The organism is Paenibacillus sp. H1-7 (genome assembly GCF_022354825.1).
Classification (GTDB): Bacteria; Bacillota; Bacilli; order Paenibacillales; family NBRC-103111; genus Paenibacillus_S.
This window is the reverse complement of record NZ_CP031168.1, coordinates 3,836,323-3,860,193: the sequence shown is the minus strand read 5'-3', so window position 1 is coordinate 3,860,193 and position 23,871 is coordinate 3,836,323. Positions and strand designations below refer to the sequence as shown.

Annotated in this window: 18 protein-coding genes; 4 read left to right on the top strand and 14 right to left on the bottom strand. The window is 51.5% G+C overall.

The window, feature by feature from the left end:
* Nucleotides 1-196: 196 nt before the first annotated feature.
* The 6 genes from DVH26_RS17130 to DVH26_RS17105 form a co-directional block, all read right to left on the bottom strand.
* Nucleotides 197-1,102 carry an acetamidase/formamidase family protein gene (locus tag DVH26_RS17130; RefSeq protein ID WP_239634979.1) on the bottom strand — a complete coding sequence of 302 codons (906 nt, stop codon included), beginning with the start codon at nt 1,100-1,102 and terminating at the stop codon, nt 197-199.
* A 30-nt stretch (nt 1,103-1,132) separates the two neighbouring features.
* A complete protein-coding gene (locus tag DVH26_RS17125; protein ID WP_239635401.1) occupies nt 1,133-3,088 on the bottom strand; it encodes a GTP-binding protein in 1,956 nt (651 codons plus the stop codon).
* A 57-nt stretch (nt 3,089-3,145) separates the two neighbouring features.
* Nucleotides 3,146-4,120: an aldo/keto reductase gene (locus DVH26_RS17120; RefSeq protein WP_239634978.1), complete on the bottom strand. Its 975-nt coding sequence runs from the start codon at nt 4,118-4,120 to the stop codon at nt 3,146-3,148.
* Nucleotides 4,121-4,194: 74 nt separating this feature from the next.
* Nucleotides 4,195-5,589, bottom strand: coding sequence for a sulfatase family protein (locus DVH26_RS17115; RefSeq protein WP_239634977.1), 1,395 nt, complete (start codon nt 5,587-5,589; stop codon nt 4,195-4,197).
* A 25-nt stretch (nt 5,590-5,614) separates the two neighbouring features.
* Nucleotides 5,615-7,204: an endo-alpha-N-acetylgalactosaminidase family protein gene (locus tag DVH26_RS17110; protein ID WP_239634976.1), complete on the bottom strand. Its 1,590-nt coding sequence runs from the start codon at nt 7,202-7,204 to the stop codon at nt 5,615-5,617.
* 36 nt (nt 7,205-7,240) lie between these two features.
* Nucleotides 7,241-8,395 carry an alginate lyase family protein gene (locus DVH26_RS17105; protein WP_239634975.1) on the bottom strand — a complete coding sequence of 385 codons (1,155 nt, stop codon included), beginning with the start codon at nt 8,393-8,395 and terminating at the stop codon, nt 7,241-7,243.
* Between the two features lie 545 nt (nt 8,396-8,940).
* Between DVH26_RS17105 and DVH26_RS17100 the strand changes: the two genes are divergently transcribed.
* Complete coding sequence (locus DVH26_RS17100) at nt 8,941-10,278, top strand: esterase/lipase family protein (RefSeq protein ID WP_239634974.1); 1,338 nt, start codon at nt 8,941-8,943, stop codon at nt 10,276-10,278.
* A gap of 93 nt (nt 10,279-10,371) precedes the next feature.
* Here the strand turns inward: DVH26_RS17100 and DVH26_RS17095 are convergent, their stop codons facing one another.
* Entirely contained in the window at nt 10,372-10,548 is a 177-nt protein-coding gene (locus DVH26_RS17095; RefSeq protein ID WP_239634973.1) for a hypothetical protein, read from the bottom strand.
* Nucleotides 10,549-11,310: 762 nt separating this feature from the next.
* Nucleotides 11,311-14,982, bottom strand: a complete 3,672-nt coding sequence (locus DVH26_RS17090; RefSeq protein ID WP_239634972.1) for an Npt1/Npt2 family nucleotide transporter — start codon at nt 14,980-14,982, stop codon at nt 11,311-11,313.
* Between the two features lie 183 nt (nt 14,983-15,165).
* Between DVH26_RS17090 and DVH26_RS17085 the strand changes: the two genes are divergently transcribed.
* Together DVH26_RS17085 and DVH26_RS17080 are read left to right on the top strand one after the other, a co-directional pair.
* Nucleotides 15,166-15,501 carry a cyclic-phosphate processing receiver domain-containing protein gene (locus DVH26_RS17085; protein ID WP_239634971.1) on the top strand — a complete coding sequence of 112 codons (336 nt, stop codon included), beginning with the start codon at nt 15,166-15,168 and terminating at the stop codon, nt 15,499-15,501.
* Between the two features lie 180 nt (nt 15,502-15,681).
* The gene (locus DVH26_RS17080) at nt 15,682-16,035 is read left to right on the top strand and encodes a YmaF family protein (RefSeq protein ID WP_239634970.1); all 354 of its coding nucleotides are present in this window, start codon (nt 15,682-15,684) and stop codon (nt 16,033-16,035) included.
* 53 nt (nt 16,036-16,088) lie between these two features.
* Here the strand turns inward: DVH26_RS17080 and DVH26_RS17075 are convergent, their stop codons facing one another.
* The 6 genes from DVH26_RS17075 to DVH26_RS17050 form a co-directional block, all read right to left on the bottom strand.
* Nucleotides 16,089-17,825 carry an ABC transporter ATP-binding protein gene (locus tag DVH26_RS17075; RefSeq protein WP_239634969.1) on the bottom strand — a complete coding sequence of 579 codons (1,737 nt, stop codon included), beginning with the start codon at nt 17,823-17,825 and terminating at the stop codon, nt 16,089-16,091.
* Between the two features lie 287 nt (nt 17,826-18,112).
* The gene (locus DVH26_RS17070) at nt 18,113-19,051 is read right to left on the bottom strand and encodes an aminoglycoside phosphotransferase family protein (protein ID WP_239634968.1); all 939 of its coding nucleotides are present in this window, start codon (nt 19,049-19,051) and stop codon (nt 18,113-18,115) included.
* 10 nt (nt 19,052-19,061) lie between these two features.
* Complete coding sequence (locus DVH26_RS17065) at nt 19,062-19,532, bottom strand: nucleoside deaminase (RefSeq protein ID WP_239634967.1); 471 nt, start codon at nt 19,530-19,532, stop codon at nt 19,062-19,064.
* A gap of 15 nt (nt 19,533-19,547) precedes the next feature.
* Nucleotides 19,548-19,877, bottom strand: a complete 330-nt coding sequence (locus tag DVH26_RS17060) for a hypothetical protein (RefSeq protein WP_239634966.1) — start codon at nt 19,875-19,877, stop codon at nt 19,548-19,550.
* Nucleotides 19,877-22,033, bottom strand: a complete 2,157-nt coding sequence (locus DVH26_RS17055; RefSeq protein WP_239634965.1) for a PrsW family glutamic-type intramembrane protease — start codon at nt 22,031-22,033, stop codon at nt 19,877-19,879. The genes DVH26_RS17060 and DVH26_RS17055 overlap by 1 nt, the downstream gene beginning before the upstream one ends.
* A gap of 180 nt (nt 22,034-22,213) precedes the next feature.
* Nucleotides 22,214-22,954, bottom strand: a complete 741-nt coding sequence (locus DVH26_RS17050; protein ID WP_239634964.1) for a class I SAM-dependent methyltransferase — start codon at nt 22,952-22,954, stop codon at nt 22,214-22,216.
* Nucleotides 22,955-23,202: 248 nt separating this feature from the next.
* Between DVH26_RS17050 and DVH26_RS17045 the strand changes: the two genes are divergently transcribed.
* Nucleotides 23,203-23,832, top strand: a complete 630-nt coding sequence (locus tag DVH26_RS17045; protein ID WP_239634963.1) for a class I SAM-dependent methyltransferase — start codon at nt 23,203-23,205, stop codon at nt 23,830-23,832.
* Nucleotides 23,833-23,871 lie beyond the last annotated feature (39 nt).

Genomic DNA, 23,871 nt, shown 5'->3' with positions numbered 1-23,871 from the left:
CCGTATTGTAAGCGCATCCAATTATAGATTCGGGAAAAGTTAGGCTGCCTAACTATTAAGGCAGAGCGGTTTGGGGAATATCCGTCATCGACAATGGTGTATCTTAACCCAATCAATGACGGCAACCAGACTGCCCCAGCTCCAATGTCCGAAGCATCCTGCTTCTGGATACGGCCTTGGAGCTGCAGCCCCGGAACTACAGCATAGACAAGACTGCTTTCGGCATTTTACAGACGACACTGTATGCCGGATTGAACACATTGGCCACTTCATACTCGACCGCTTGGCCCAAGAGAAGACTCGCTTCCGTATCGCTTAAGCCGTAATTGTCGCGAAGCAGCGAGAGCATCTCTGTCGTTGCATGCTGAAGCGCCTGGTCCAACGGCCGGGCATTGCCGATGCAAAACCAGTGCGTACCCGACTCCCCTCTAGGCCATCGGATGGTTTTCCCTTTATGCAGCTTGACGGAAAAACGGACATCCAAGCTGATTTCCACTCCGGTTCCCGCGATTTCCCCATCCCCTTGAAGGGCATGACCATCACCCAGGTGGAAAAGCGCCCCTTCCGCAAATACCGGAAAATAGGCGGAAACACCGGCTGTAAATCCTTTATAATCCATATTTCCGCCATATTCACCGCTAGTCGCCGTAGAAATAGCCTGGCCTCTCGAAGGGGCAACACCGAAGCAGCCGAGAAAAGGACGCAACGGCAATTTCAAATTCGCTAATCCGGGGCTCGGCTGCTCCAAAGCGGCGACACCTTGACCGACGTCCACGGTCCACCGCACGATTTCCGACGGCGGCAGCGCCGTGCCGGGGTCAACGACATGGGGAGCCAATACATTGGAGGTCCAGCCCCACTCCCGGTTAGGCGTCATCGACTCGAGCCGAACCTCCAGCGTATCTCCGGGCATCGCACCTTCCACATAAAAGGGACCGGTCATCGGATTCCCCCGTAGCGCGGCACTTTCCCCTCTTTGATCCCAGCCTCTGGCATCGACGGTAGTCGTAATCACCGTATCTCCATCGCTAATATGGAGTACGGGCTGATGCCCGCCTATCGTATTGAAGTAACCATTTGGATTAAATTGATGTACAGCCATGGGTTCCTCCTGCCTTTCTGCCCTCAAGGTTTATAATAGATGCATCTTCGCCTCCGCCTCATCCCATGCTACCGTATAGCCATGTCCCTTGGCGCAAAAAATCGACGAGGAGGTGTACAGCGGGTCTGCATCCTTCCTGTAGCCCTTCCGCTCAATCACTTCTTGTTCGTTGTGACAGAGATCGTAGCCGCCGAAGACGAGCTGGATGCTGCCTCTGCCATGCGTGAAGGAAGCAAGCTCCGTGCTGTAATTCATAAAAGTAGCTACGGGAACTTGCCCCGTTATGACCGCATGGGTGTCTGTCGTTTGAGGCGGCTCGAATTGTCCGCTAGCTTTTTGAATGTCGGATAACACCCTGCCCATATCGTCTAGCTCCACTTTGATTTTAAAGTGATAGTAAGGCTCGAGAAGCACGTTGCGCGCTTTCTCCAATCCTTGTCTTAAAGCGCGGAAGGTGGCTTCGCGAAAATCTCCGCCGTGCGTATGCTCATTATGCGCTGCGCCCGTCAGCAACGTCACCTTGATATCGGTAACCGGCATCCCCGTCAAGATCCCGTGATGATCCCGCTCAAAGAGGTGTGTACGGATCAGATTCTGATGGCCAACGGTTAAATCGTTGGCATGGCAGGCATTCATAAACTCCATCCCGCTGCCGCGCTCTCCCGGCTCCAGCCGCAGATGCACCTCCGCATAATGCTTCAGCGGCTCGAAGTGCCCGTAGCCGTTCACGGCAGATTGAATCGTCTCTTTATATAATATTTCCGGATTGCCGAAAGAGACGTCCAGCCGGAACCGATCTCTAACAATCTGCTCCAGCACTTCCAGCTGAATAACGCCCATCACGTGGATATGAATTTCCTGCAGGCTTTCCTCCCAGACGACGTTCAGCGACGGGTCCTCGGCATCCAAAATCTGAAACGCCTTCAGCACCTCCTTAACGTTCAGCTGGTTATCGAAGATAACCTTGGACTTCAACGTCGGCACCATCTCATAGACCAACCGGTCTGAAAACAAGCCTAGCCCTTGCCCCGCTTCAGCCGCAGTGAGTCCCGTTACCGCGAACAGGTCGCCTGCAGTCACTTGTTCGACCGGCTGCGACTTGTTGCCGTTAACTATGAGAAGCCGGGTAACCTTCTCGCATAGCTGAACTTCATTGGCCGGATAGCACAATTCATCACGGACCTTAAGCGTCCCGCTTAACGCCTTAATGAAGGTCATTCGCACCCCGTTGCTGTCATGGCGAATTTTATAAATGCGCCCGCCGAACGGTGCCTGTTCGTCATAGTCCACTGTCGTTGCTGTATGCAGCTGGTCCAGAAATTCGCTAACCCCGACATCCTGCAATGCGGAGCCGCTTGCACACGGAAAGAGCCGGCGGCTTCGAATCATAGCCTGCAGCGAGCTCAGCCAATATGCATGATCTCTCGTCCCCGCAATGAATTGATCCAGCAAATGCTCGTCCCGCTCCGCCATGCTTTCCATCAAAGCTTCCCCGACGATTCCATCTTTCAGGCTCCCGGTTAACGGGCATACATCCGCCGTCAAATGAAGGCGGATGTCCTCGATGACCCGGTCTGCGTCCGCCCCGGTCCGGTCCGTTTTATTGATGAAAAAGAATGTCGGTACGTCATGCTTATGAAGGAGCTGCCATACTGTTTCCGTATGTCCCTGGATTCCCTCCACTGCGCTAATGATGAGAATGGCATAGTCCATCACCCGGACGGCCCGTTCCATCTCCGGAGAGAAGTCGACGTGTCCGGGCGTATCGATCAAATAATAGGTCGTGCCCTTATACGACATGACGGCTTGATCTGCGAAGATGGTAATACCTCTTGCCTTTTCTATTGTATGGGCGTCGAGGTAAGCATCCTTGTGATCGACTCTGCCTCTCTCCCGAATACTATTTGTATAATAAAGCAGCTGTTCGGCGAACGTGGTTTTACCTGCATCCACATGGGCGAACATGCCTATCGTAATTTTGCTCATCATGTCACCTGTATTCCCAAATGGCAAGGGCACCCGCGGGTGCCCTTGCGCTCAGTCTTATTTTCTGCGGGGTCCGCTTCCAAACGGCGGAGAATAAATAAATTCCTCACTCGCTTCATCGAGCGCGTTCAGAACATCTCCGCTAAGCTCCAGGCTCGCCGCCTTCAGATTCTCGTCGATCTGCGATTCACGGGTCGCTCCGGCGATGACCGTGCTTACCGCAGGCTGATGCATCAGCCAAGCGAGCGAAAGCGCCGTAGCCGATGTTCCGATCTCGGCCGCGATGTTGGCTACACGCTCGCCCAATGCCATTCTGGCGGTGTCCATCCGCGACGCGAAGTTAGGGTTCTTGTCCAATTGGGACCCGCTTGGTACGGCTCCGCCCGAATATTTGCCCGTCAGAATTCCTCCGGCCAGAGGGAAGTAAGGAATGACTCCTATGCCTTGATCTTTGCAGAAGGGAATCAGCTCCCGCTCCACTCCGCGGTCCGCCAACGAATAACCCGGTTGAACGGATACATATTTGATCAATCGTTGATTTTCGCTAACGGCCAGAGACTTCATCATTTGCCAGGCCGAATAATTCGAAGCGCCGACATATCTCACTTTACCGGAAGTGACCAGATCGTCCAACGCACGGAGCGTCTCGTCCAGCGGCGTCTTCGGATCGAAGGCGTGGATTTGATACAAGTCGATGTAATCGGTCCGCAGACGGCGCAAGCTTCCTTCAAGCTCCTGCATAAGATGCTGACGCGAGGAGCCTCTGGAGTTCGGTCCATCTCCTCGCTTCATGCCTGCTTTGGTTGCGAGGATCACCTCATGCCGCCGACCCTCGAACGCTTCTCCGATGATCTCCTCCGACTTCGTACCTGTATAAATATTGGCGGTGTCAATGAACGTAATGCCGTTGTCTGCAGCATGGTGAAGTACACGTATCGATGTATCCTTGTCCGCCCGTCCGCCGAATGCATTCGTACCCAAACCAAGCACCGAAACTTCCAACCCGCTTGTCCCCAAATTCCGATATCGCATACATGACTCCTCCAATACGGTAATTTTACCTATAGTATAACATGGAATTGCGTGGTTCCGTCACTCTTTAACGGCTACATCTCTATTTCCTCAGGCAGCACTTTCCTCTGCCCCGATGGCTTGGAGAGCATCGGAACGATCACCGGCGCCTCTTCGCCCGCTTCGATCATCCGCTGGATCAGGCGCTCCCGCAGTCTCGCACGCACTGCCTCGTGGGACTGGAATTCGACCAGATTGGTCAATTCATAAGGATCCGCTTCCAGGTCGTACAGAAATTGTTCTACGTACTCGGAGGAACCCGAGTCTTTAATCGGGTGGCGCTCTGGGGCATGCACCCCGTATTTCCAGCGCTGTGTCCGGAGCGCTCTGGCGACCTGCGATTCGCTGATCTGTACGAATACATCCTGAGGCCACGGGGATTGGGAATCAGCATCCCCCTTCCGGCGGTTCACCTGCTGCAGCAGCGAACGCCCCTGCATCTGCTCCGGTACGTCAATGCCGGCGGCATCCAGCAGCGTCGGCGGCAGATCGATCAGGCTGACCAGCTCGCGTACGCGGCCTCCTCCGTCAAAGCCAGGGCCGGAGAAGACCAACGGCACCCGGATAGAGCTTTCGTGACAGGAGCGTTTATACTCATTGTTGCGAGTTTTGAAATGGCAGCCATGATCCGAGGTAAACGCAATAACGGTATTGTCCAGCAAATCGAGACTCTTGAGCGCGTCTATCAATCGGCCAAGCGCTTCATCCAACCGCTTCACCATGCCATAGTAGCCGTCCAGGTGCTGATGCGCGGTACCTCCGAGCGCCGCCAAATCGGGCGGTACGTACTGTCCGCCGGCATACTTGCCCTTATAAACGTCCGGAGAAGGGTAATCGTCGCGGTGATTTTGATGGTGCGGCTCCAGGTAAGAGAGGAACAGATAGAACGGCTTCTCTTCCGGACGTCCTTCCGCGATATAGCGGATCGCCGCATCTGTCAGCGCATCGACCCGATAGCCGGGAAGCTTTACAGGCTCGTTATCCGCGTTATACAGCAGCGTGCGATAAGCATCGGACGTATGCTCCAGGGAATCGGCGGCCAGCCAGTAGCGGTATCCTCCCCTTCGCTCCTCAGGCACCGGCTCCGTACGCGTGTTGGCCAAATGCCACTTCCCGATATAGGCGGTATCGTAGCCCGCATCATGAAAGGAATGCGCGATAGTTCTTGACCCTTCCGGCAGCGGAATGCCGTTGGTGAAGCAGCCTGAAGCCGTTGCGTACATCCCCGTCTGCAGACAGGAACGGGCAGGGCCGCAAACCGGTTGGCAGGTAAAAGCGAGCGGTACCTGCATCCCGTTCCATGCCATACGGTCCAAGTTCGGCGTCAGACCTAGCGGGTTGCCATTGTAGCCTGTCGTATCCCAGCGCTGCTGGTCGGTAAAGAACACAATCACATTAGGTCGCGATTCCGGTTTCTGCACATTGCCCATAGGTCGTCTCCGTTTCTCAATTTTATCATTGTAACGCTGTCCCCGACGGTACGATGGATACAGCCTGTCCTTTGCCAAGCGTTAGAGTAAGCCCGCTTTGACCGACAGCTTGCCCCTTCACCATAGGAGTCAAGCCGTACAATTCAATTGAATAAATATCCACCTGCTCCACCTGCTTCCAGTCTCCAGGCATCGTCCACTCCCGGCTCTCATACCCGTTCCTGCTAAAAGCAAGGATCTCTTTATGCTTCTTCTCGTTCCATAGAGCGGGAACGAATAGATCATGTCCGTCTCTCAGAATGACATCTCCTTGGCGGATTAAGGCAATGTCGTTGTCAATCGAGCTTGTGACGCCTTCCGAGAATGTGACTACTCCGTCAATATCAGACAGCCGCTCAAGCCGGTTCAAGTAATACCAGACCAGCGTCTTACGGCAAAATTCATCCACAAACCCTTCCAGCCGTTCCGGGTCCGTCTTCATCGTCTTCTGTCCCAGCATCGATACTCCGAATCGCGGATCGCCGCCTTCGCCGCCAATGCACAGTGCGGCCGGGACCTTCATCGGATCGAGCTGGCCGAAATGCCACGCCATCGGTTGGAGCCCGAGAAGCGGATCCACTCGATATTTCTTGTCGAATTCCGAGGTGACGTCCACTCCTTGCTCCCGCCAATAACGGAAAATCTTCTTCTGCGTCTCCGTCTCCTCTTCAACGCTGATGTTATGATATGGACTGATCGTCTCATGCTCCAGACGGGGAATATATTGATGGAACGCATCGATATGGATCGTCCCCGCCTTTTTCAAAGGCAGCATCTGTAGGAGCTGATCGATGCGGATTTGTGTGAAGCCCGCATTCCATTCCCGCGTGAAGCTGATAGGATAGCCCCATAAGTATGATTTCAAGCTGCCATCCGCATTGCGTGCAATCAGGTCCTGTTCGAGATAAGTGTCCCACATGGGACTGCTCTTATTAATATCGAGCATATTGATATGCAGGCTGACGGTCGTGTTATAGGCAAACGCCTCGTTCATCAGCCATTTGAGACTGTCCAGTGCAGAAGCATCCTGCGGACGCTTCAGCTTCGGATTAACGATATCCCACGCAGGATATCCGGTATCGTGGCCGCCGTACTGCCAGCCGGACAGGTAGACGATTTTGGGAATGCCGCGCGTCAGCGTATCCGTTTTTTTAATTAATTCGAGACTTTGCTCGAACGTACTGAAGACGGTGCCGTCGTTCGAGCAAACGCTGATCTTCATCGTCAGAGTCTGGTGATAGGCATGGTTGAACGGCCGCTCCGGCTCGGGAATGACCATGAAGCGGACGCTGTCCGTCCATGTGTCCCCACTTGGAGCTGTGACAGTTACCGTGACAGTGGCGTTACCGTCCGTACGAGTGCCGGCCCGGACATAGGCGCCTACACCCATTTTAGTCACCGTTGACAGCACTTCTGTATCGCTGCATGAATAGGCCGTCTTATATCCCAGGAAGTTCGCTTCCTTTCCGTTGCTCATTGTCCCGCTCAAAAAGATCCATGCCGGCTCATCCAAACGAAGTGCAGACTTAGTCGCCGTTAACCGGATGGACTGCAATTGCGCCTTGCTGTCTTCCATATTCATTGACTCCTTATATGTCTATATTTGCAGTAATCATCCAAAAGCAGGATACAGCAATTGAATTCGGCTCTGAGCCGTGTTGATGCTGGGTAAACGATCGATGATTCGCTCATACTCTTGTTCATCATAAGCTAAGGCACCTCGCCTTAATAGCTTCATGACCGTATTCATATCCATCGGCTGGATTTGCGGATATGGAAATGCTTCGGGCTCGGTATAGAAAGGCGCTATATAGTCCAAGGCTGCGCGGATTCCCCGGCCGTCGGCCGTCTTGTAGTTGTATAAATCTATGCCGAAGGATGCAGCGATAGCTGCCAGGTCAAGCCATCCGTCCAGGTTCATGGTCGAATACCCGAGCGCCTTCGTTCGTGCGAGCTCCAGAGGCTGACGTCCATCCGGTTCGATCTGCGATGCAACTCGCAAGATAGCGCTTTCGGTTATTACCCGCTTCGATATGTCCTTCTCGCCTGTGAACAAGCTGAACACCGCAACCTGTACATCGTAATGCGTGCCGTGATTATTGGCTTGGCCAGCTTCGTCCTGCCCATGATCGCTTTGAAGCAGCCAGTCAAGGTATTGCGTGAACCATGCGATCAGTGTCGACTGATCCTCCGCTGTCCAGGCAGCCGATCCCTCCAACAGCCCTATCGCATTGACAACCTTTAACAGCTCCCTGGTTTCAATGATCCCGATGCCTCTTCCATCACAGATTCCCCGGATACCCTGCCCGTAGTTCAGATGAGGATTCATCCTGGTCTCCTCGTCCATAAACCACGTTCTTAGCAGCTGAGCGGCTTTCTCAGCGAAAGCTTCTTCCCCCGAGTAGAAATAAGCTAAAGCCAGCGTATCCGCATGGCTGCTCATATTCCCTATTGCGGAACGGTCCAGTTTGGTCCGCTCGGGATTGACTTCGCCATCCCTCCGAATATACGGCAGCCCATCGGCTGTGTGCGGATTCGGCCACCAATACGGCGCAATGCTCATGTAATCGCGCTTATCTCCGCTCGGAGGCGTAAGAGCTTTATGCACGACGGAGAACGGACCGGCATTCAAGGCATCCGCAGCCTGAGACTTCAGCTTTTGCCAAGCGCCGAGAACCTTTTCATCCTGATTGTGAATCCGTTTCTTGACTTCCAGCAGCAGTGCCGGATCAAGAATAAAAACCTTCGGGGAACGCGTCTGATCCATATAGAGCTACCTCCTCGTCCTAATTCATTGCTACGCAATATTTTATTTTAGAACACATCTGCAAAAAAGGAATGCCTTATGTAAAGAAATATTTGCACTTTTCTAACAACTTTCACTAATAACAATCTATTGAAGCCCATACAGCCTTTATCAATGATCCATAACGACTAGGCACCACCTGTAGCGGCTCAGCATAAAATGACATTCCCTAAGGCATTCAGCATAAAAGCTCCCTGCCCCCAAACCGAGCAAATGCAAACCAATTGGGAGGATGGTGTTATGATGAATCAGTTTGTCCTTTGGATTCTTATTGTTTTTCTCTTCTTAATCGGCTGCGTATATGACGACAAAAAAGCGTAAACGTTACGATATCACAAAGCCGCACTACATAGGTTTTAGTAAAAAGCTACTAGCACGATATTGGGCTCCATCTGCTTACCGACATCGCCTTCAGCATATAATTTCCGCTGCAGTCTTCTAATTTGACGAATTCCTCTTATATATAACATTGGATCTGCAAAATACAAGCTATTAGGAGGAAAGCGATGACGCAACGACCGATTGTCTTGATTCATGGCTACTCGGACACGGGAGAGGCTTTTCAAACCTGGGTGAACCGACTATGTGAAAAAGGCCGCGATCCTCAATCCCTTCATGTGTGTTCCTATGAATCGCTGACCAACGAGGTAACCATTCCGGATATTGCGGAAGGGTTCGACCGGGCGCTTCGTGAGGAAATAGGCTTGAAGGAGGACGAAGCCTTCGATGCTATCGTCCATTCGACCGGGATGCTGGTTATCCGCTCCTGGCTCACCGTCTATGCCAAACGGCGCGATCGCCTCAAGCATTTGATCGCGCTCGCGCCCGCCACTTTCGGCTCTCCTTTGGCACACAAAGGTCGCAGCTGGTTGGGCGGTATATTCAAAGGGCGCAAGGAGCTTGGCCCTGATTTTCTGGAAGCAGGAGACCGGATTCTCGAAGGGCTGGAGCTGGGAAGCCGTTTCACCTGGGATTTAACGGATCAAGATTTGTTCGGCGCCAAGCCTTATTACGGGCCGGATGGGGATACGCCGTACATCTTTACCTTTTGCGGATCGGAGCCTTACGGTGGGTTGCGCAGTATAGTCAACGAAGACGGCACGGACGGGACGGTAAGGTGGGCCGGCTGCGCCTTGAACGCGCGGAAGATTACATTGGATGTGACCCGCAATACAGACGATAGCAATCGGATAACGCTCTCTAATTGGCACAAGGATCACCATGTTGACATCCCCCTGATCCCGGTTGAAGGTTTAAACCATGGAACGATCGTCAAACAGCCGACCGACGCACTGGTGCAAATGGTGCATAGCGCCCTCGATGTCAACAGCAAGACGGATTTGGACGATTGGTATAAGGATAATGCTTGCCATATGAAAAAAATTCTTACTCCCTGGCAGCAGTTCGTTATGCGCGTGACCGATGAGCGCGGGGATCCGATACCGGATTACTTCATCCAGCTTGAAGGGGTGCGTCAAGATGGGGGCTCGGATGCGATGGAACACTTCGATGTGAATGTCCATGTGTTCAGCGGCGATTCGAGCTTGCGGAATTTTCATATCAATCTGAAGGATCTGCAGCCCGAGAGCCTGCAAAGCCTCACTATGAACATTATAGCCTCTTCCGGCTCCAACTTCGTAGCCTACCATGGCTTTACCGACGGAACGTATGACGCGGATGGCGTGTGGCATGCCGCCCTGGACCTCACCAGCCTACTTGGAGATTGCAAAGTGAAGTTTTTTTATCCTTTTACAACCACCTTCGTTGAACTGCGGCTTAACCGCGAACCGCTACCTCTGCAGGGGAGCAACAAGGTATGCTGGTTTCTTAAGCCGGGCACATAACTTAAAGCTCTATCATCATGGATGCGATAAAAATAGCCCGTAAACTGCATCGCGATTTTTCGCAATACATGTTTACGGGCTATCAGCATATTTTTAACCATTCCAGCCTTTTGCGATGACCGGATCCTTTTTTGAATGAAAATACCTGTCCAACAACCCCAATTCCTTCTTGCGCTTGAGAGTGAGCTTAACACCTTCGATCAATAGCTGCGATCTTAATTCGTCACGACGATTTAACGTGTGAAGCCTCTTAATGAACTGCTCGTCCACATAAACCACTCCCCGGGTTAGTATATGTAATACGGACAGGAATGCTGTCATATTCCCAGTATAGCTTGTCTTGATCAAAAAGTTTGTCATATTGTAGCACGGGGAGCGGCACATGTATTGTCGATATATAGCGCTGAGCGGCGATGAGACAACCTCTATCGAGGTATACAGAGGCGAGCAGCCTTAAAGAATCACCAACTAGAATTTTTCATCCGATTCCTTCGGAATCTTATACATTCTATGGTGGCGAGAAACTCGTCTATCGGCGTTTTCCCAGGATGCCCGGCAGCAACCTTTAGTAATGGCTAGGTTAATTTACCGTAGCGGCAAAATGAAAACCGCCTTATCCCTAAGACGGTTTGAGAGCAATACAAGTGCTGGAATAGTCTTCTTGCTCCAGTATTCAATGATACAATGGTGGGGAACAAGCTGCTCATACACTTGACGGCGGTCTATCCGGTCTATCGGACAGAGAATCCGTTATACTTTGGATCTATGCTTCTTTTGCAGACCGATCGGACAGAGAAACCGCTATTTGCTAATTTTTCAACCGAAAATAGAGTATTTGGGCGAAATAAAGGATCTCACGTCCGATCCTCATGTAAATAGTACCATGTTCGGTTAAATAACGGATCTACGGTCCGAAAGTAGTACAGCACTGCTCTTCTTCCAGAGTTTTATCAACAAAAATCTGAAAGGATAGGCTTCGTCAACAAGCCGAGCGGCCTCCTCCTGAGGGTATGACCGCTTTTTCCGCACGCGCTAACGGCTTACGTCTTCGTGAATCATGCCTTTGACTCGGTCCGCCAGCACCTGCATCATGCTGCGCAGCACATCGATGTTTTGAAAGCAAAAGGAGAAGACTTGATCGCGCTGCAGCTGAAGCAGCACTGTATGCTCTACGGCTGTACAATCGGCCGAACGCAGGCCGCTATCGATGATCGCCATCTCTCCGAAGTATTCCCCCTCGCCCAAATTGGCGAAGGTTTCACCGCCTCGATGAACGCGGACGTTTCCTTCAATGATGCCGAACATCGCATCTCCGAACTCATCCACCCTGCAGATGGCTTCCCCCGCCTCGTATTCCACCTCATCGACCATCTGGGCTAATCGGATGTAGTCATCCTGAGCCAAATGGGAGAACAGCTCGATTTTTTGCAAGATCAAGACTCTGCGCAGCAGCTTGTTGTTCGCAGCCGTGTCTGCCGTTGAAGCGGTATGAACGCTCTCCACAGAAGCAGCAGCCTCGGATTGCGACGACGGGCTTGGAACCGTCTCTACGGATTCATGCTCTGAATCCGCCTCGAGCCGCTGCGCGCTGCTCTCCAGCATGGATCGCAGACGGCGGGATAACAATTTCATCATTTCCATTGCGATCCCGGTCCGGTCAAACATCAGCTCGTAAAAGGCAGCGGAATCAAGTCTCCACAGCTGCAGATCCGTTGCGGCCCGAACCGTGGCCGTCCTTGCTTTTTGCGTTAGCAGCGCCGTCTGTCCCAAGCAAGCCCCGGCTTGCAGCACGCTTACTTGCTCGCGGTTACGGTATACCCCCGCTTGACCGCTCTCGATAATGTATAAGGAATCTCCTGGATCCCGTAATTGAAATACCATTCCACCAGCCGGTACATATACAGGCTTCAGCAGCGCGGCAATTTGAAACAAATCCCTATCCTTCAAGCCCTGGAATAGGGATATGTTCTTCAACCACCGGACCCGGTTCATCTGAACGTCCGGCTCTTCCATACCCGAGCTGCCATCCGTGCTGAATCCGAGCTTCATCCCTTCCCTGCTCCCCAGCCGGTACTGTGAACCGGTTTCGTATCGGATCATGCGCCGCAGCCATTCATCCCCATGCTCATAGAGCCAACCCAGCTCGTCCTCCCCGGATATCCCCTGCATTCGGCCGCCTTGTATCGTTCTTGGGGAGGTCATAAGCTTGTTCACCTCCAGCCTGAGATGCCCTTGCAGCAGCTGATCCATCACTTCCGCGGCATTCGCCTGCTGTCTCGCATCTCCCTCCGACCAGCCGATATATACCGCTTGGACCGTCTTGGCATCATAGATAAGCCCTAATAATCCGAAGATTCGCTCTGTCATAGACGAGCGGAGCTGAGCTATCGCCTCGGAGACAGCCGCCGCTTTCCCGTCGGCTCCCGTTACCGCTGCACCATGCTCGGCAAATTGTGCGTACAACCGGATTTCATCGAGGATCAGCTCCTCTAGAAGCTTCTCATTCACCTGCCGTATGCCCGGGCGAAGATTTCTTAGCGCTTCCGCCAGCTTGTCCCTCATTTCGTAATCAGACAGAGTATATTGTGCGAGCAGCGCGTCGAACGCCTCTTGCGTTCCGATCCTCTCGAATACTTTGGGCAGATGCAGCCAATCCTTGCCCGCTTGCTGAAAGCAAGGCGTCAGCAGCCCTATGATCAGCTTTTCGTCATAAGCAGCCAGCGCCTCGATAGCATGGCGTCTTGTCTGGCTATCCCGCAGCATGAGCGCGATCTGTGGAACCAGTTCAGGCACGCGTAACGAAGCGGCTGATTCCAGGGCGGACCTGCGAACTGGAGGTGACGTATCCTGCAGCATCGGTATGAGCGGCTTGTAGAAGCTCCGGATACCGATCCTCCCGAACAGAACGGCCATGGCCTGGCGCTCCTCATCGACCCCGCTTTCCATCAGCTGCTTCAGAGTCCCCACCGCCCGGAACATCCCCTCGATACCGTAAAATTTGATCAAGCCCGCAATCGCCCCGGCTTGGATTTCTACTTCCTCCGCTTCAAGACGGGCTGTGATTGTCTCCAAATCGTCGTCTTGGAAATACGCAGCCAGCGCAAGCAAGGCTTGGGCTTGGATCTTCGGATGGCCGGAATCGAGCAGCTGTCTCAGCTCCTTATCCAATCCGGCAGGAACCTTTTGCTCTATATAGGCAATCGTCTCAATGCATACTTCAGGATAAGGACTCTTCAGCAGAGCCGGGATATAAGGCGTCAAGTCAAAGGAATCCAAGCCGCGCAATATTTTCAAGACATACAGAATCTGCTGCTTGTCCGAGCCGCGTAAAGCGGCACTCAGGATGTCCCGGCTAGCCGGATCCATGAAATCAAGCTCCGTTTCCTGCAAATCCGTGCCTCTTGTTTCGAGCGATGACAGCAACGTTTGCAAATACGCCTTTTTCACCTGAATCGCCGCCGCAACGCAGCACACAAGCAGCCCAAGAATCAGGTAGCTGAACTGTCCTGCAGTCAGCAGCGGAGATAAGATCATAAGGCTGATGCCTGCCGCCCCTTTGGCGCCATTGCGTACAACGCCGTCAAGGAAGCTTTTGGCCTTATTCCGCCACGACGGAGCTATAGGAAACATGATCAATTGGCTAACGGAGGAGTGAATCGTATCTCCCAGCACTTTATCGCTTCCTTTGACAATAACGGCCAAAGCCAGCACCGGCATCAGGAGTACGCCCAGGCTGCCCGCAAACAACGCTACCGGAAATACGAGAATCGCCGTCATCACCCCAAAGCGGGTTAACAACGTGCCCGAAATAAATAGCTGGAAGAATAAAGCCAACAACCCGGAATAACCGTAAAAGCTTCCCATGAATCCGGCCAAAGCTTCATTTTGCAACGTATTTCTCAATATGACTTTGAACTGGTAATCAATAAACGTAAGCGAGAGCACGAGAGCGGCGAACATGACAGCAACATATTTCAAGTGCGGTACATTATGAAACAGGCCGCCCTTTGGTTCCTCCTGCTTCTGTCGCTCCTTGACCGGTTTCTTGGAGCCTGCTGGAGCTGAAGCAAAGGTTTCTTTAGGATCCGCACCCAATTTGATCAGTCTGTATACAGCTAACAGCGCAAGCATCTGCAAAGCGGCATAGAAATAGATCAGGTTGGCCGTCCCGACCACGGGCACGATAAGCTTCAGCCCGAAGCCGCTAATGATGCCCCCGACGAGGCCTCCGCTGCCGACCAAGCCAATCATCCGTTTTACCTTCCGTTGGTCCATCACAGCTGTTGCGAACTGCCAGAAAACAACAATCATTAGAAAGTTGAACACATCATAACCAATGTAAATGACCGGTAAGACCCAATCGTAGCCAAGCCCCACACCCATTCTGGACACGAGCACAAGCAGGGAAATAACCGGAATGAGCACCTGGATCAACCGGTCCAGACGAAACCTGCCGCTGAATTTCTGAAACAAAACGCCGATCACAATCAGCGAAACCGACTGAGGCAAATACATGACGGACAGCTCGGACGCATCGAAGCGGGACAGAAACAGTGCATCGGCCGATGTCCTGCCTACCGTGGAAGCAGAGACTACGCAAAATAAATAGCCGAACAGCCATAATGCCTTCGTATATTCCTCCTTATCGTCCGCATATCTCTGCAGCGCCTTGATCATGGCTTTGCCTTTAAATCGATTTAGCATGTGACAGTACTCTCCTCGCCTAAAATGACCTAATCCCGAATCGATCATGCAACCCAATCATTGTACTACAAACTTAGTTCTTTGGAACTAACCTTTAGCATATTTTATGCCCAATCACACTCGCAGCATCCTGCATATAGTAAGGGCGACAATAATGACGGAGAAGCTTAAGGGGGATAGGCTATGATCAACGTATTTCTGGATGACTTGCGACCAAGACCCAAAGGGTATAAGCTAGCCAGATCCGCTAGAGAATGCATCCGATACGTCAAACACGGCAATATCAATGTCCTGTCGCTGGATTACAATCTTGGCACCGATAAGCCGACCGGGTACCGCGTTGTAAAGTACATGATTGAGAAAGGAACGTATCCCAGGAAGATCGTTCTGCATACAGCCACTTACTCGGGAAGGGTACGGATGTACAAAGCTTTAGAAAAGCATAAGCCCGAAAGCGTTACCTTAGTGGTGAAGCCGAGGCGCCAATCTCATAAATCACGACTATTAAGGGGCCGTTAGGCTCCATTTTTATTGTTCTCAATAATTGTTAATAACCAGATCCAGCTGATCCGGAGCAACCGGGTATTCTCCCATATTACCCTACTCTACAAACAATTGATCAAGCTGCCTAACGCGCTCCTCGAATCGCGAAAATATAATACCATGATTCAACTAAACTTAAAGGAGGCCTACGCTCATATGAGCAGAAAAATATTGGCACGCAAAAAAAGATGGACACCGACACAAACCCATGTGCATGAATTCCAAGGCAGTACACAATTAGCCGAAGAAGGCGCAGACAGACATAATCATCGGTTTGCAGGCGTTACGGGGCAAGTGATCCGGGTTGGAAGAAGCCACATCCATGAGATCGATCTATCCCATACCGATTTCTTAAATCATTTCCATGACCTCAAAAAAATTAGAACCGGACTTGCCATTCCCGTTGGAAACGGCAAGCATGTCCACTTTGTAACTGGTATGACCACATTGAATGACGGTCACAGACACCGGTTCAAATTTGCTACTTTAATCCAAAAACCGCTTGTTTGAGTATTTGCAAGCACCTCAAAAAAGCCACCGGTTCATGCCGGTGGCTTTTGGAATTACATTTTCAGCTGCATGCTATATAAATGGGAATACGTACCGTTTGAAGCATATAGCTCTTCATGCGTTCCTTGTTCATCGATTCCGTGATCCGTCAGAACTATAATTCGCTGCGCATTCCTCACGGTTGACAGACGATGGGCTATTACGAGCGTAGTGCGGTTATCGGTTAATTTCTCCAGCGAATCCTGAATGGCCTTCTCGCTTTCATTATCCAATGCGCTAGTCGCTTCATCGAAGATGAGAATCGGCGGATCCTTCAAGAATACGCGCGCGATGCTGAGTCTTTGTTTTTGCCCTCCGGACAGCTTGACGCCGCGTTGACCGATGTCCGTGTCATAGCCATCCGGCAGCTCCATGATGAATTGATGCGCATTCGCCTGCTTGGCTGCCTCGATGATTTCCTCCCTGCTTGCCCCCGCTTTGCCGTACCGGATATTGTCGAGCACGGTTCCGGCGAACAAATACACATCCTGCTGTACGATGCCTATATGTTGCCTCAAAGAGCGCAGGCTGATCTGCCGGATATCGAGGCCGTCAAGCATTATGGTCCCCTGGCATACCTCGTAAAACCGGGGGATCAAGGAGCAAAGCGTTGTTTTGCCGCTGCCTGATGGCCCTACCAAGGCTGCATATTCTCCCGCGCGGATATCAAGAGATACGTTATTCAGTACATTGCCATAGTCTTGTTTATACTTGAAGCTTACATTTTGGAACTGTACCCGCCCCTGCACATGAGCAAGCTCAACGGCATCCTCTGCATCCTGAATATCCGGCTCTATCTCCAAAATATCCATAAACCGGTCGAAGCCGGTAATCCCTTCCTGATAGAGCCTGGCGAAATTCACCAGTCTCTGTATAGGCTCGATCAAAAGAGCGATGCATAGGAAAAAGGTCAGCAAATCCGCAAGCTGCAGCGATGCATCCACAATGGCGGCTCCCCCAAAGATGATGACGGCGATTGTAATCAGGTGGGTAAATGCACTCATGCCCTCCGCGAAGAGCGCCTCGCTTTTGTAGCCTTCTCTTCTGCTTTGGACAAAACGGTCGTTTTCGTATTCGAATTTCTCTTTTTCCAGCTGCTCATTGGTAAAGGATTTCACGACGCGGATACCTGCCAGGGTATCTTCCACCTGTGCATTGATATCGCCGATCCGATCCTTGCTTTTTCTCAAAGCAGCGTTCATTTTCTTATTGAAATAGAACGCATAGGCGGCCATGACCGGCAAAAAGAGAAAAACGATCAAGGTCAGCTTCACATCGATATAGATTAATATGGCGAATGCGCCGATAAATTTGAGCATGGCAATGACGAGGTCCTCGGGACCGTGATGATATAATTCGGCAAGCGATAAAATATCGTTGGTCGTCCGGGTCATAAGCTGCCCTGTTTTCTGATCATCATAAAAGCTGAACGAGAGCTTCTGGTAATGATCGAACAGCTCCCTCCTCATATCGCTCTCCATCATGGCCCCCATCATATGACCCTTATAGGAAATGAACATGTCACACAACGTATGAACGGCTACTAAAGCCAGCATAAAGGCTCCGATCCCGTAAATTTGGTACAGCGCATCGGGATTGTTACCATCCAGCATATGGTTGGTGATGTATCTCACACATAAGGGAAGGAGCAAAGTGATGGCAGAAACGATAACCGCACATGCCATATCAGCAACAAGTAACTTAATATAAGGCCGATAGTAGGACAAAAATTTTTGGGTTCTAGCATTCAATAGCTTCTCCTCCATTGGGCTGGAGGGTTAAAGTATAGTCGCCCTCCAATAAATATGAGGTTGAGATTTCCGTGAATTTTTCATAATCAACACCCGTTTCTGTTATTTGTTGTTATGCAGAATCCTTAAAGCATCCTGCAATATGGTTCCATTATATCCGGCACATTCCGCGGATTGGCAGTACGATTCTTTTATAATTAAAAATTATTATCGCTTCGCAGAAGAACATCAGACTAATGCAAACAAGGGCAGTCCGGAGACTGCCCCATTGGATGGAAGCTGCGATGTTACAGGTGATTCAGCTCTTTTTGCAAGCTGTTAAGTGTAGCCGCTCGCTCATCGGCAGTCTGCTTATCGAACATCAGCTGCTCCATAAATTCCCATATATCTTCCAGCAAACGTTTATATTTGTAAAACTGCAAAGCTTCGGTGCAAAGCTCAAAGCCGGGATGAACATTCCGATATATATCGAGAAACGCATCATAATACGGCTGATCCGTCAAAAACATGAAATCCGCTTCAACGGGAGCCAGCTTCAATCCTTCCCAGTCGATCAGCATTAGCTGTTGTCCGGACTGCATCATGTTCCAATTATGAATATCAGTGTGGCAGAGCGCCATGCTGCAGGTTCGTCCCTTCAAATAGCCGGACAGACTGTCGAGAGTATCCATAAGAGCATTCATCGGTGGCCTGTAAGGCTCTACGGTTATACTTACATCGTCGGGCAATTCGCCAAACTCTTCGTTCAATGCAAGTCTTAACTGATGCAGGAACAGTACGGTGAAATCCTCACGTAATGCATCTGTTGGGACGGGGATTTCGTCTCCATAGCGATGAAGCTCGGCTATGATTTCTGAGAGCTGGATCACTTGCTGTTTGGACAAAGACGTCTCGCCTATAGTTGCCCCGTCGATATATTCATAGAGCAAATATACGCCCTCATCGTCTTCAACCTTATACTCGCCTTGCTGTGTTATCACCGGAACAGGGATTTTATGCTTCAAACGGCTATGCTGATGCAGCCAAACCATAATCGGCACGTAATCATCAATGTGTTGCGTCCATTTAGAGGTGGACGCTCTGCTTTGTTCATACATCTTCAGGAAATACGCATGGCTGTTGTCATACACTCTGAACGCAAGAGCAGCCCAACCTCCCTGCATAGGCTTTAAACCGGTAATATCCAGATCATAGTGTGTCTTCAAAATTGCGTGCAGATTGTTCATATTGTAGTCCTCATACTTTGCTTCTGTACGCAGCCCAAGCCTTAAACGGCTCCAGCTTGCGTGAAGAATGGATTTGATGGAAGCTTAGAGTCCTCTCTTCCGGCGGTCGCCCCATCTCGGCAAAAAAGCTGCTAAGCGGATCCGTGAAGCCGGCGCCTGCAGCCGCCTCCTCTTTGCTGCATGCAAAATAAACTGCCCGCGGTTTGGCCCAATAGATAGCTCCCATGCACATCGGACACGGCTCACCGCTGGCATACAGCTCACAATCGGATAAATCGATGGTGCCCAGCCGTTTGCATGCATCCCGGATAGCCAGCAGCTCCGAATGGGCACTTGGATCGCTTGTTGCGTGCACACAGTTGACACCCGTCCCTACGATTACCTCGCCGCGCACTACGATCGCCGCAAACGGTTCTTCCTTAACGGCATTGTCCTCCGCCATCCGGATGACATGCTCTATCCAACGATCGGTGGTACTCAACGCTTCATCCCTCCATTACCCGATATAGACAATTGCCCCGTCCCGCTGCAGCGCTTTGGGCAGCTCAGTCAGCAATAATTCGATCCGCATCGTCAGCTTTTCCATTCTCTCTGCGCCCGGCTGATCCAAGGCCCATTCCTTGAGCCGATTCAGCTCGTCGAGCACTTCCGGCAAGTCTTCCTTCATGATTTCAATCCCTGTCGAAAATACGGGTATCCACTTTAAACCTAATGCTTCTGCCGCCGGCTCCCAGCATTCCGCGAAAAATGCCTCCGCCGCAACGGGCACGTGAAACTGCCGTTCTAGCTCATCGGCAGGTTCAGGTATAAATGCGCTGATTGACATTACGGTTTCCCCCCAAATAAGACGTTAAAGGTATAATCCGGGAATTCGTTTCTAAGTTGATTCAAGCTGTTCTCAACGGCGGCTCGGAGCTCCGGGGTATCCCCGTCGAGCCGGAACACGAAGTCTTTGATCGACTTAATCTCCTCCAAATCGGGCACTTCGGCAGACCCGTTTGGCGTCGGGCGGGTGGAGGCCGCTTTTTCCAGCATATTCTGAATCCGCACCCGAGTCTTCTTCCATATTTGCTTGTCGGCAAACTCTTGCGGCGTCTGAGCGGGCTGTCCCGTTCGCGGATTAATGCGGTCCAGTCCTTTGGCGGTCTTGTCTTCGTAGAAAATACGATTGTCCAGGTCAATCTCATCGAACTCACCCAGCGGGTTTCCCCTGTGATCGACTATTTCGACCTCGTTGAACGATTTACCTGCAACAGGAGCTTTCTCGTCGTCCCCTTTATCTCCCTTTTCATCATCCTGCTTGTTGTTATGATTCGGTTCGTCCACAGGCTTGTCGGCATCCATGCCATCATGCCTCGGCGGTTTATTGGGTATATCCGCATCAGGCTTCCGAGAGCCCAGCTTGTCGAGGAGTTTGCGGACGTAATCCCGGCCTTTCTTCCCTGCCCAACGAAGCGCTCTGCCGAATGGAATGCGGCTTAGAACAATGCCTGTCGCTACGGCCAGCGCATTCTCCGGCGTCAGCAGCTTTCGAGGGTCACGAATATAATCGGCAATCGTATGCCCGCTGCCAGCTATCCCTCCTACGGTCAAAGCAAAGCCGAGAGCCGGCCAGAACCCGACAAACAGCAGGGATAACGCCAGCGCACCGAGCATAATGGCGCCCTGCTCATACCAATCCAGCCGATCCCACCATCTTTGCAGGGAATCGAACATACAGGCGAAGCACGATGTACTGTCTCCGCCCATGTAATAATCCATCAAACCTGCGAAGAGACCGGCAACAAGCATTATCGCCGCTATCCCGGCAAGTGTGCGGTACAATACCATCATCCGTTCCCGGATACGCTCATCCCTGCCCCTTGCTTCCTCATTGCCATAAAGCAATTGAAAGCCAAGCTCACGCCGTTTCCGGTAAAAGCCGATCCAAGAAGGAAATTGGCCCCGGTCGTGCAGTAAGGCGTATGCGGTGTTCCAGAGCTCCGTCAACGGATTGATTACCGTCTCACCCGGTAAAGACGGAAGTCGATCCCGAATCCGGTTCAGCGACCGGTAATCGGCGAATATCGCCGCTCCCAGCATGAGGAGAAAGGCCGGCTGCGTCAAATAACCGTCACCTGTCCATCCATGGACGGTGAACACCCAATCCGGCAGCTTGTGCTGGCCGTTATATGCAGCGTGATCCAGGATGGACCATATCAGCATAAGTACCGGGAAGGCAAAGATCGATCGCCTCATTCTTGTGCGCATGCGCAGCCGATAGGCGGCGCCGCAGGCAAGTGCGATCATCGCGGTATGTACGGGATGTCCAACGGTCATCAAGGTTGGCAGCAAACTTTCCTCAAACCGGCCGGGAAACAGTGAGAATACGTCCCAATGAATCGTTTCACCGCCAAGCAGCGTCGTGCTGTATCCAAATGTTCTTCCAATGATGCCGGAATTCAGCCATCGCCGCGAAAGCTCCTCCATCAGCTGAAAGCCGACCCCGGTAGCTGCGCCGATCAACGTATAATCGCCCAAGCTAAGGGCGGACGCTCTCCGGGAGAACAGCAGGTAGACGGCAAGCGGAAGGAGCTTCCATACCTCCTCAAAGATCGGGGTAAGGACCGCAACCGACCACGTATCGGATGTTTTGCCCCCGAATACCGCATGGAAGCCGCTCAGCGTGAGCGTTGTGATCGGAATGACAACATATACGCCTGCAAGGACGAATAGAACGATCGGCTTCCATCGCAGCGTTTTGCTTCTGCACAGAAACCAGAACTGCAGCAGAACATACAGCGACCATAAGTATTGAACGAGCATCGTGCGTGATTCTCTGAAGAAGATCAAGCTTAAAACAAATACGATCAACGATAACCAAACCAGAATCGCATACGCCACCCGGATGTACGGATATTTGGCAAGCCATGCCTGGCAAAGCCGGTATATGGCCTCGAACCAATCCCTAATGCTTGTGCGTATGCCCCACAGTGTATTCAAACTGCAGCCTCCTTTTACAGCTAACCCGCGCAGCATGCTTGGCTATGGCAGCGGGAGCTGTTCTAGTCGGAACCCATTGGTTCATATGGGCACTTAAAGGTGTATTTACCCCATATTTTGGCATCCGTAACATATTCTTCGCATATCGAATTTGTTTTTCGTACCCTTTGTTCTAATCGCTTATAGCAGATCGCATCTGGTATTTTTTATTTCCTTATTCCTCTGCAGCTTGCTCCAGTGAATCAGGGCAACATCATGGATCATCCCATTTTTCCGCTGAATAGGGAATGTATCGTACCGGTGGCGGATATTGAGCTCATCCAGTATGCCGGATAAAACCTCTGCACGTTCTTTATCCACCCATTCTCCATTGTCCTCTGCATGAAGAGGTCCGGCAAAAGGCCGCCCGATCGACTGAATAAGAAACACATGACGGCGCGCCGTTTGATGCATTTTCAGCAAGCTGGATTTCATGTCCCGGATCCGGTAGAAGGCATTCGCGCCAAATACAATATCGGCCGTAACCTCAGGCGCCTCCTCCCACTTGGCTATCATCGCCTTGGGCAACGGCTTATGTCCTTGGTCCCAGCTGCTGCACAGCACCTCATACATGGCGGCAGACGGTTCAATGAGCGTCACTTCCCGGACATGCTGACCGAGCAATCGGGTGAAGCCTCCCGTACCCGGACCTATTTCCAGCAGATGATCATCCGGCTGCAGGTGCTGAAACACCTTATCCATTATGGGCTGTGTATATGGCGCTAACGGATTTCGCTCATCGTAGGCCGCTGCGTTCTCGCGCCAGTAGTTTTCCTCCTCCTGATCGCTGCCGACGCGAAGATCCGCCCCCGACGCCTGCTCCCAGGCTTGTATCCAAAATTGGGACGGAGACTTCCGGTCTGTTTGTGATGCATTGCTCATATCATGACTCCCTTTTATAAAATGTTCATTCTGAAACTATATGCGTAGAATCGATAGTTCAGATGCGTTCTCCTATGGTATTTTATCACAAATCCTGCTCTCCTCTTGTTGTTACACATGCTTGCATTTCATTCTGAACATTTCGGCAGGGGCATGGCAACTAACTATACGACTCAGTAGGTACAAACATACTATACAAAATAATGAATGTGCCGTAAAAACACGCGTCTAGGAATGGGGAGGGTCGCATGAAAATTGATATCGGCTGCGGTCTTAACAAGCATCCGGGCTTCTGGGGAATAGACCGCAGGCCATTGCAGGGCGTCGATCTGGTGTGGGATTTGAACGATCCGATTCCTTTGCCTGACAACTCGGTGGAATTCGTCATGGCCAGCCGCTCTTTGCCTTATGTCGATAACCTGAACGGGCTCTTGTCCGAGCTATACCGAATGTGCGTCCACACAGCGGTAGTATGCATCTTGGCTCCGTATGCCCACAGCTTCGCTCATATGTCGAATCCGGGATTAAAGCACAAATTCGATGAGTATACTCCGAAATATCTTACGCCCGCTTTTTTTCAGCCATCCCAAAGCCCGGTCTGTCCCGAGCTGCTGTATATGCCGGATGCGGCCCCTCCATTCGACTTTCGGCTTCTGCGGATGGAGCTGTTCTATCAGATCCCCTATGCGCCTCCGCTATACGAGATGGAAGAATTGGAAGTGCTTAAGACGCTCAGTGTCAATGTCGTTCAGGAGATTATGTACCATCTGATTGTCATCAAAAAGCCTATTACCTCCACGGAGCTGGAGAAGCTAAGCCGGCTTACGTATCCTGAGGCCAATCATGCCGCAGCTCTCCGGACGGAGCCTCAGCCGTAGTTTTTTTCGAGAAGACAAACAATTAATGCATTTTCGCTC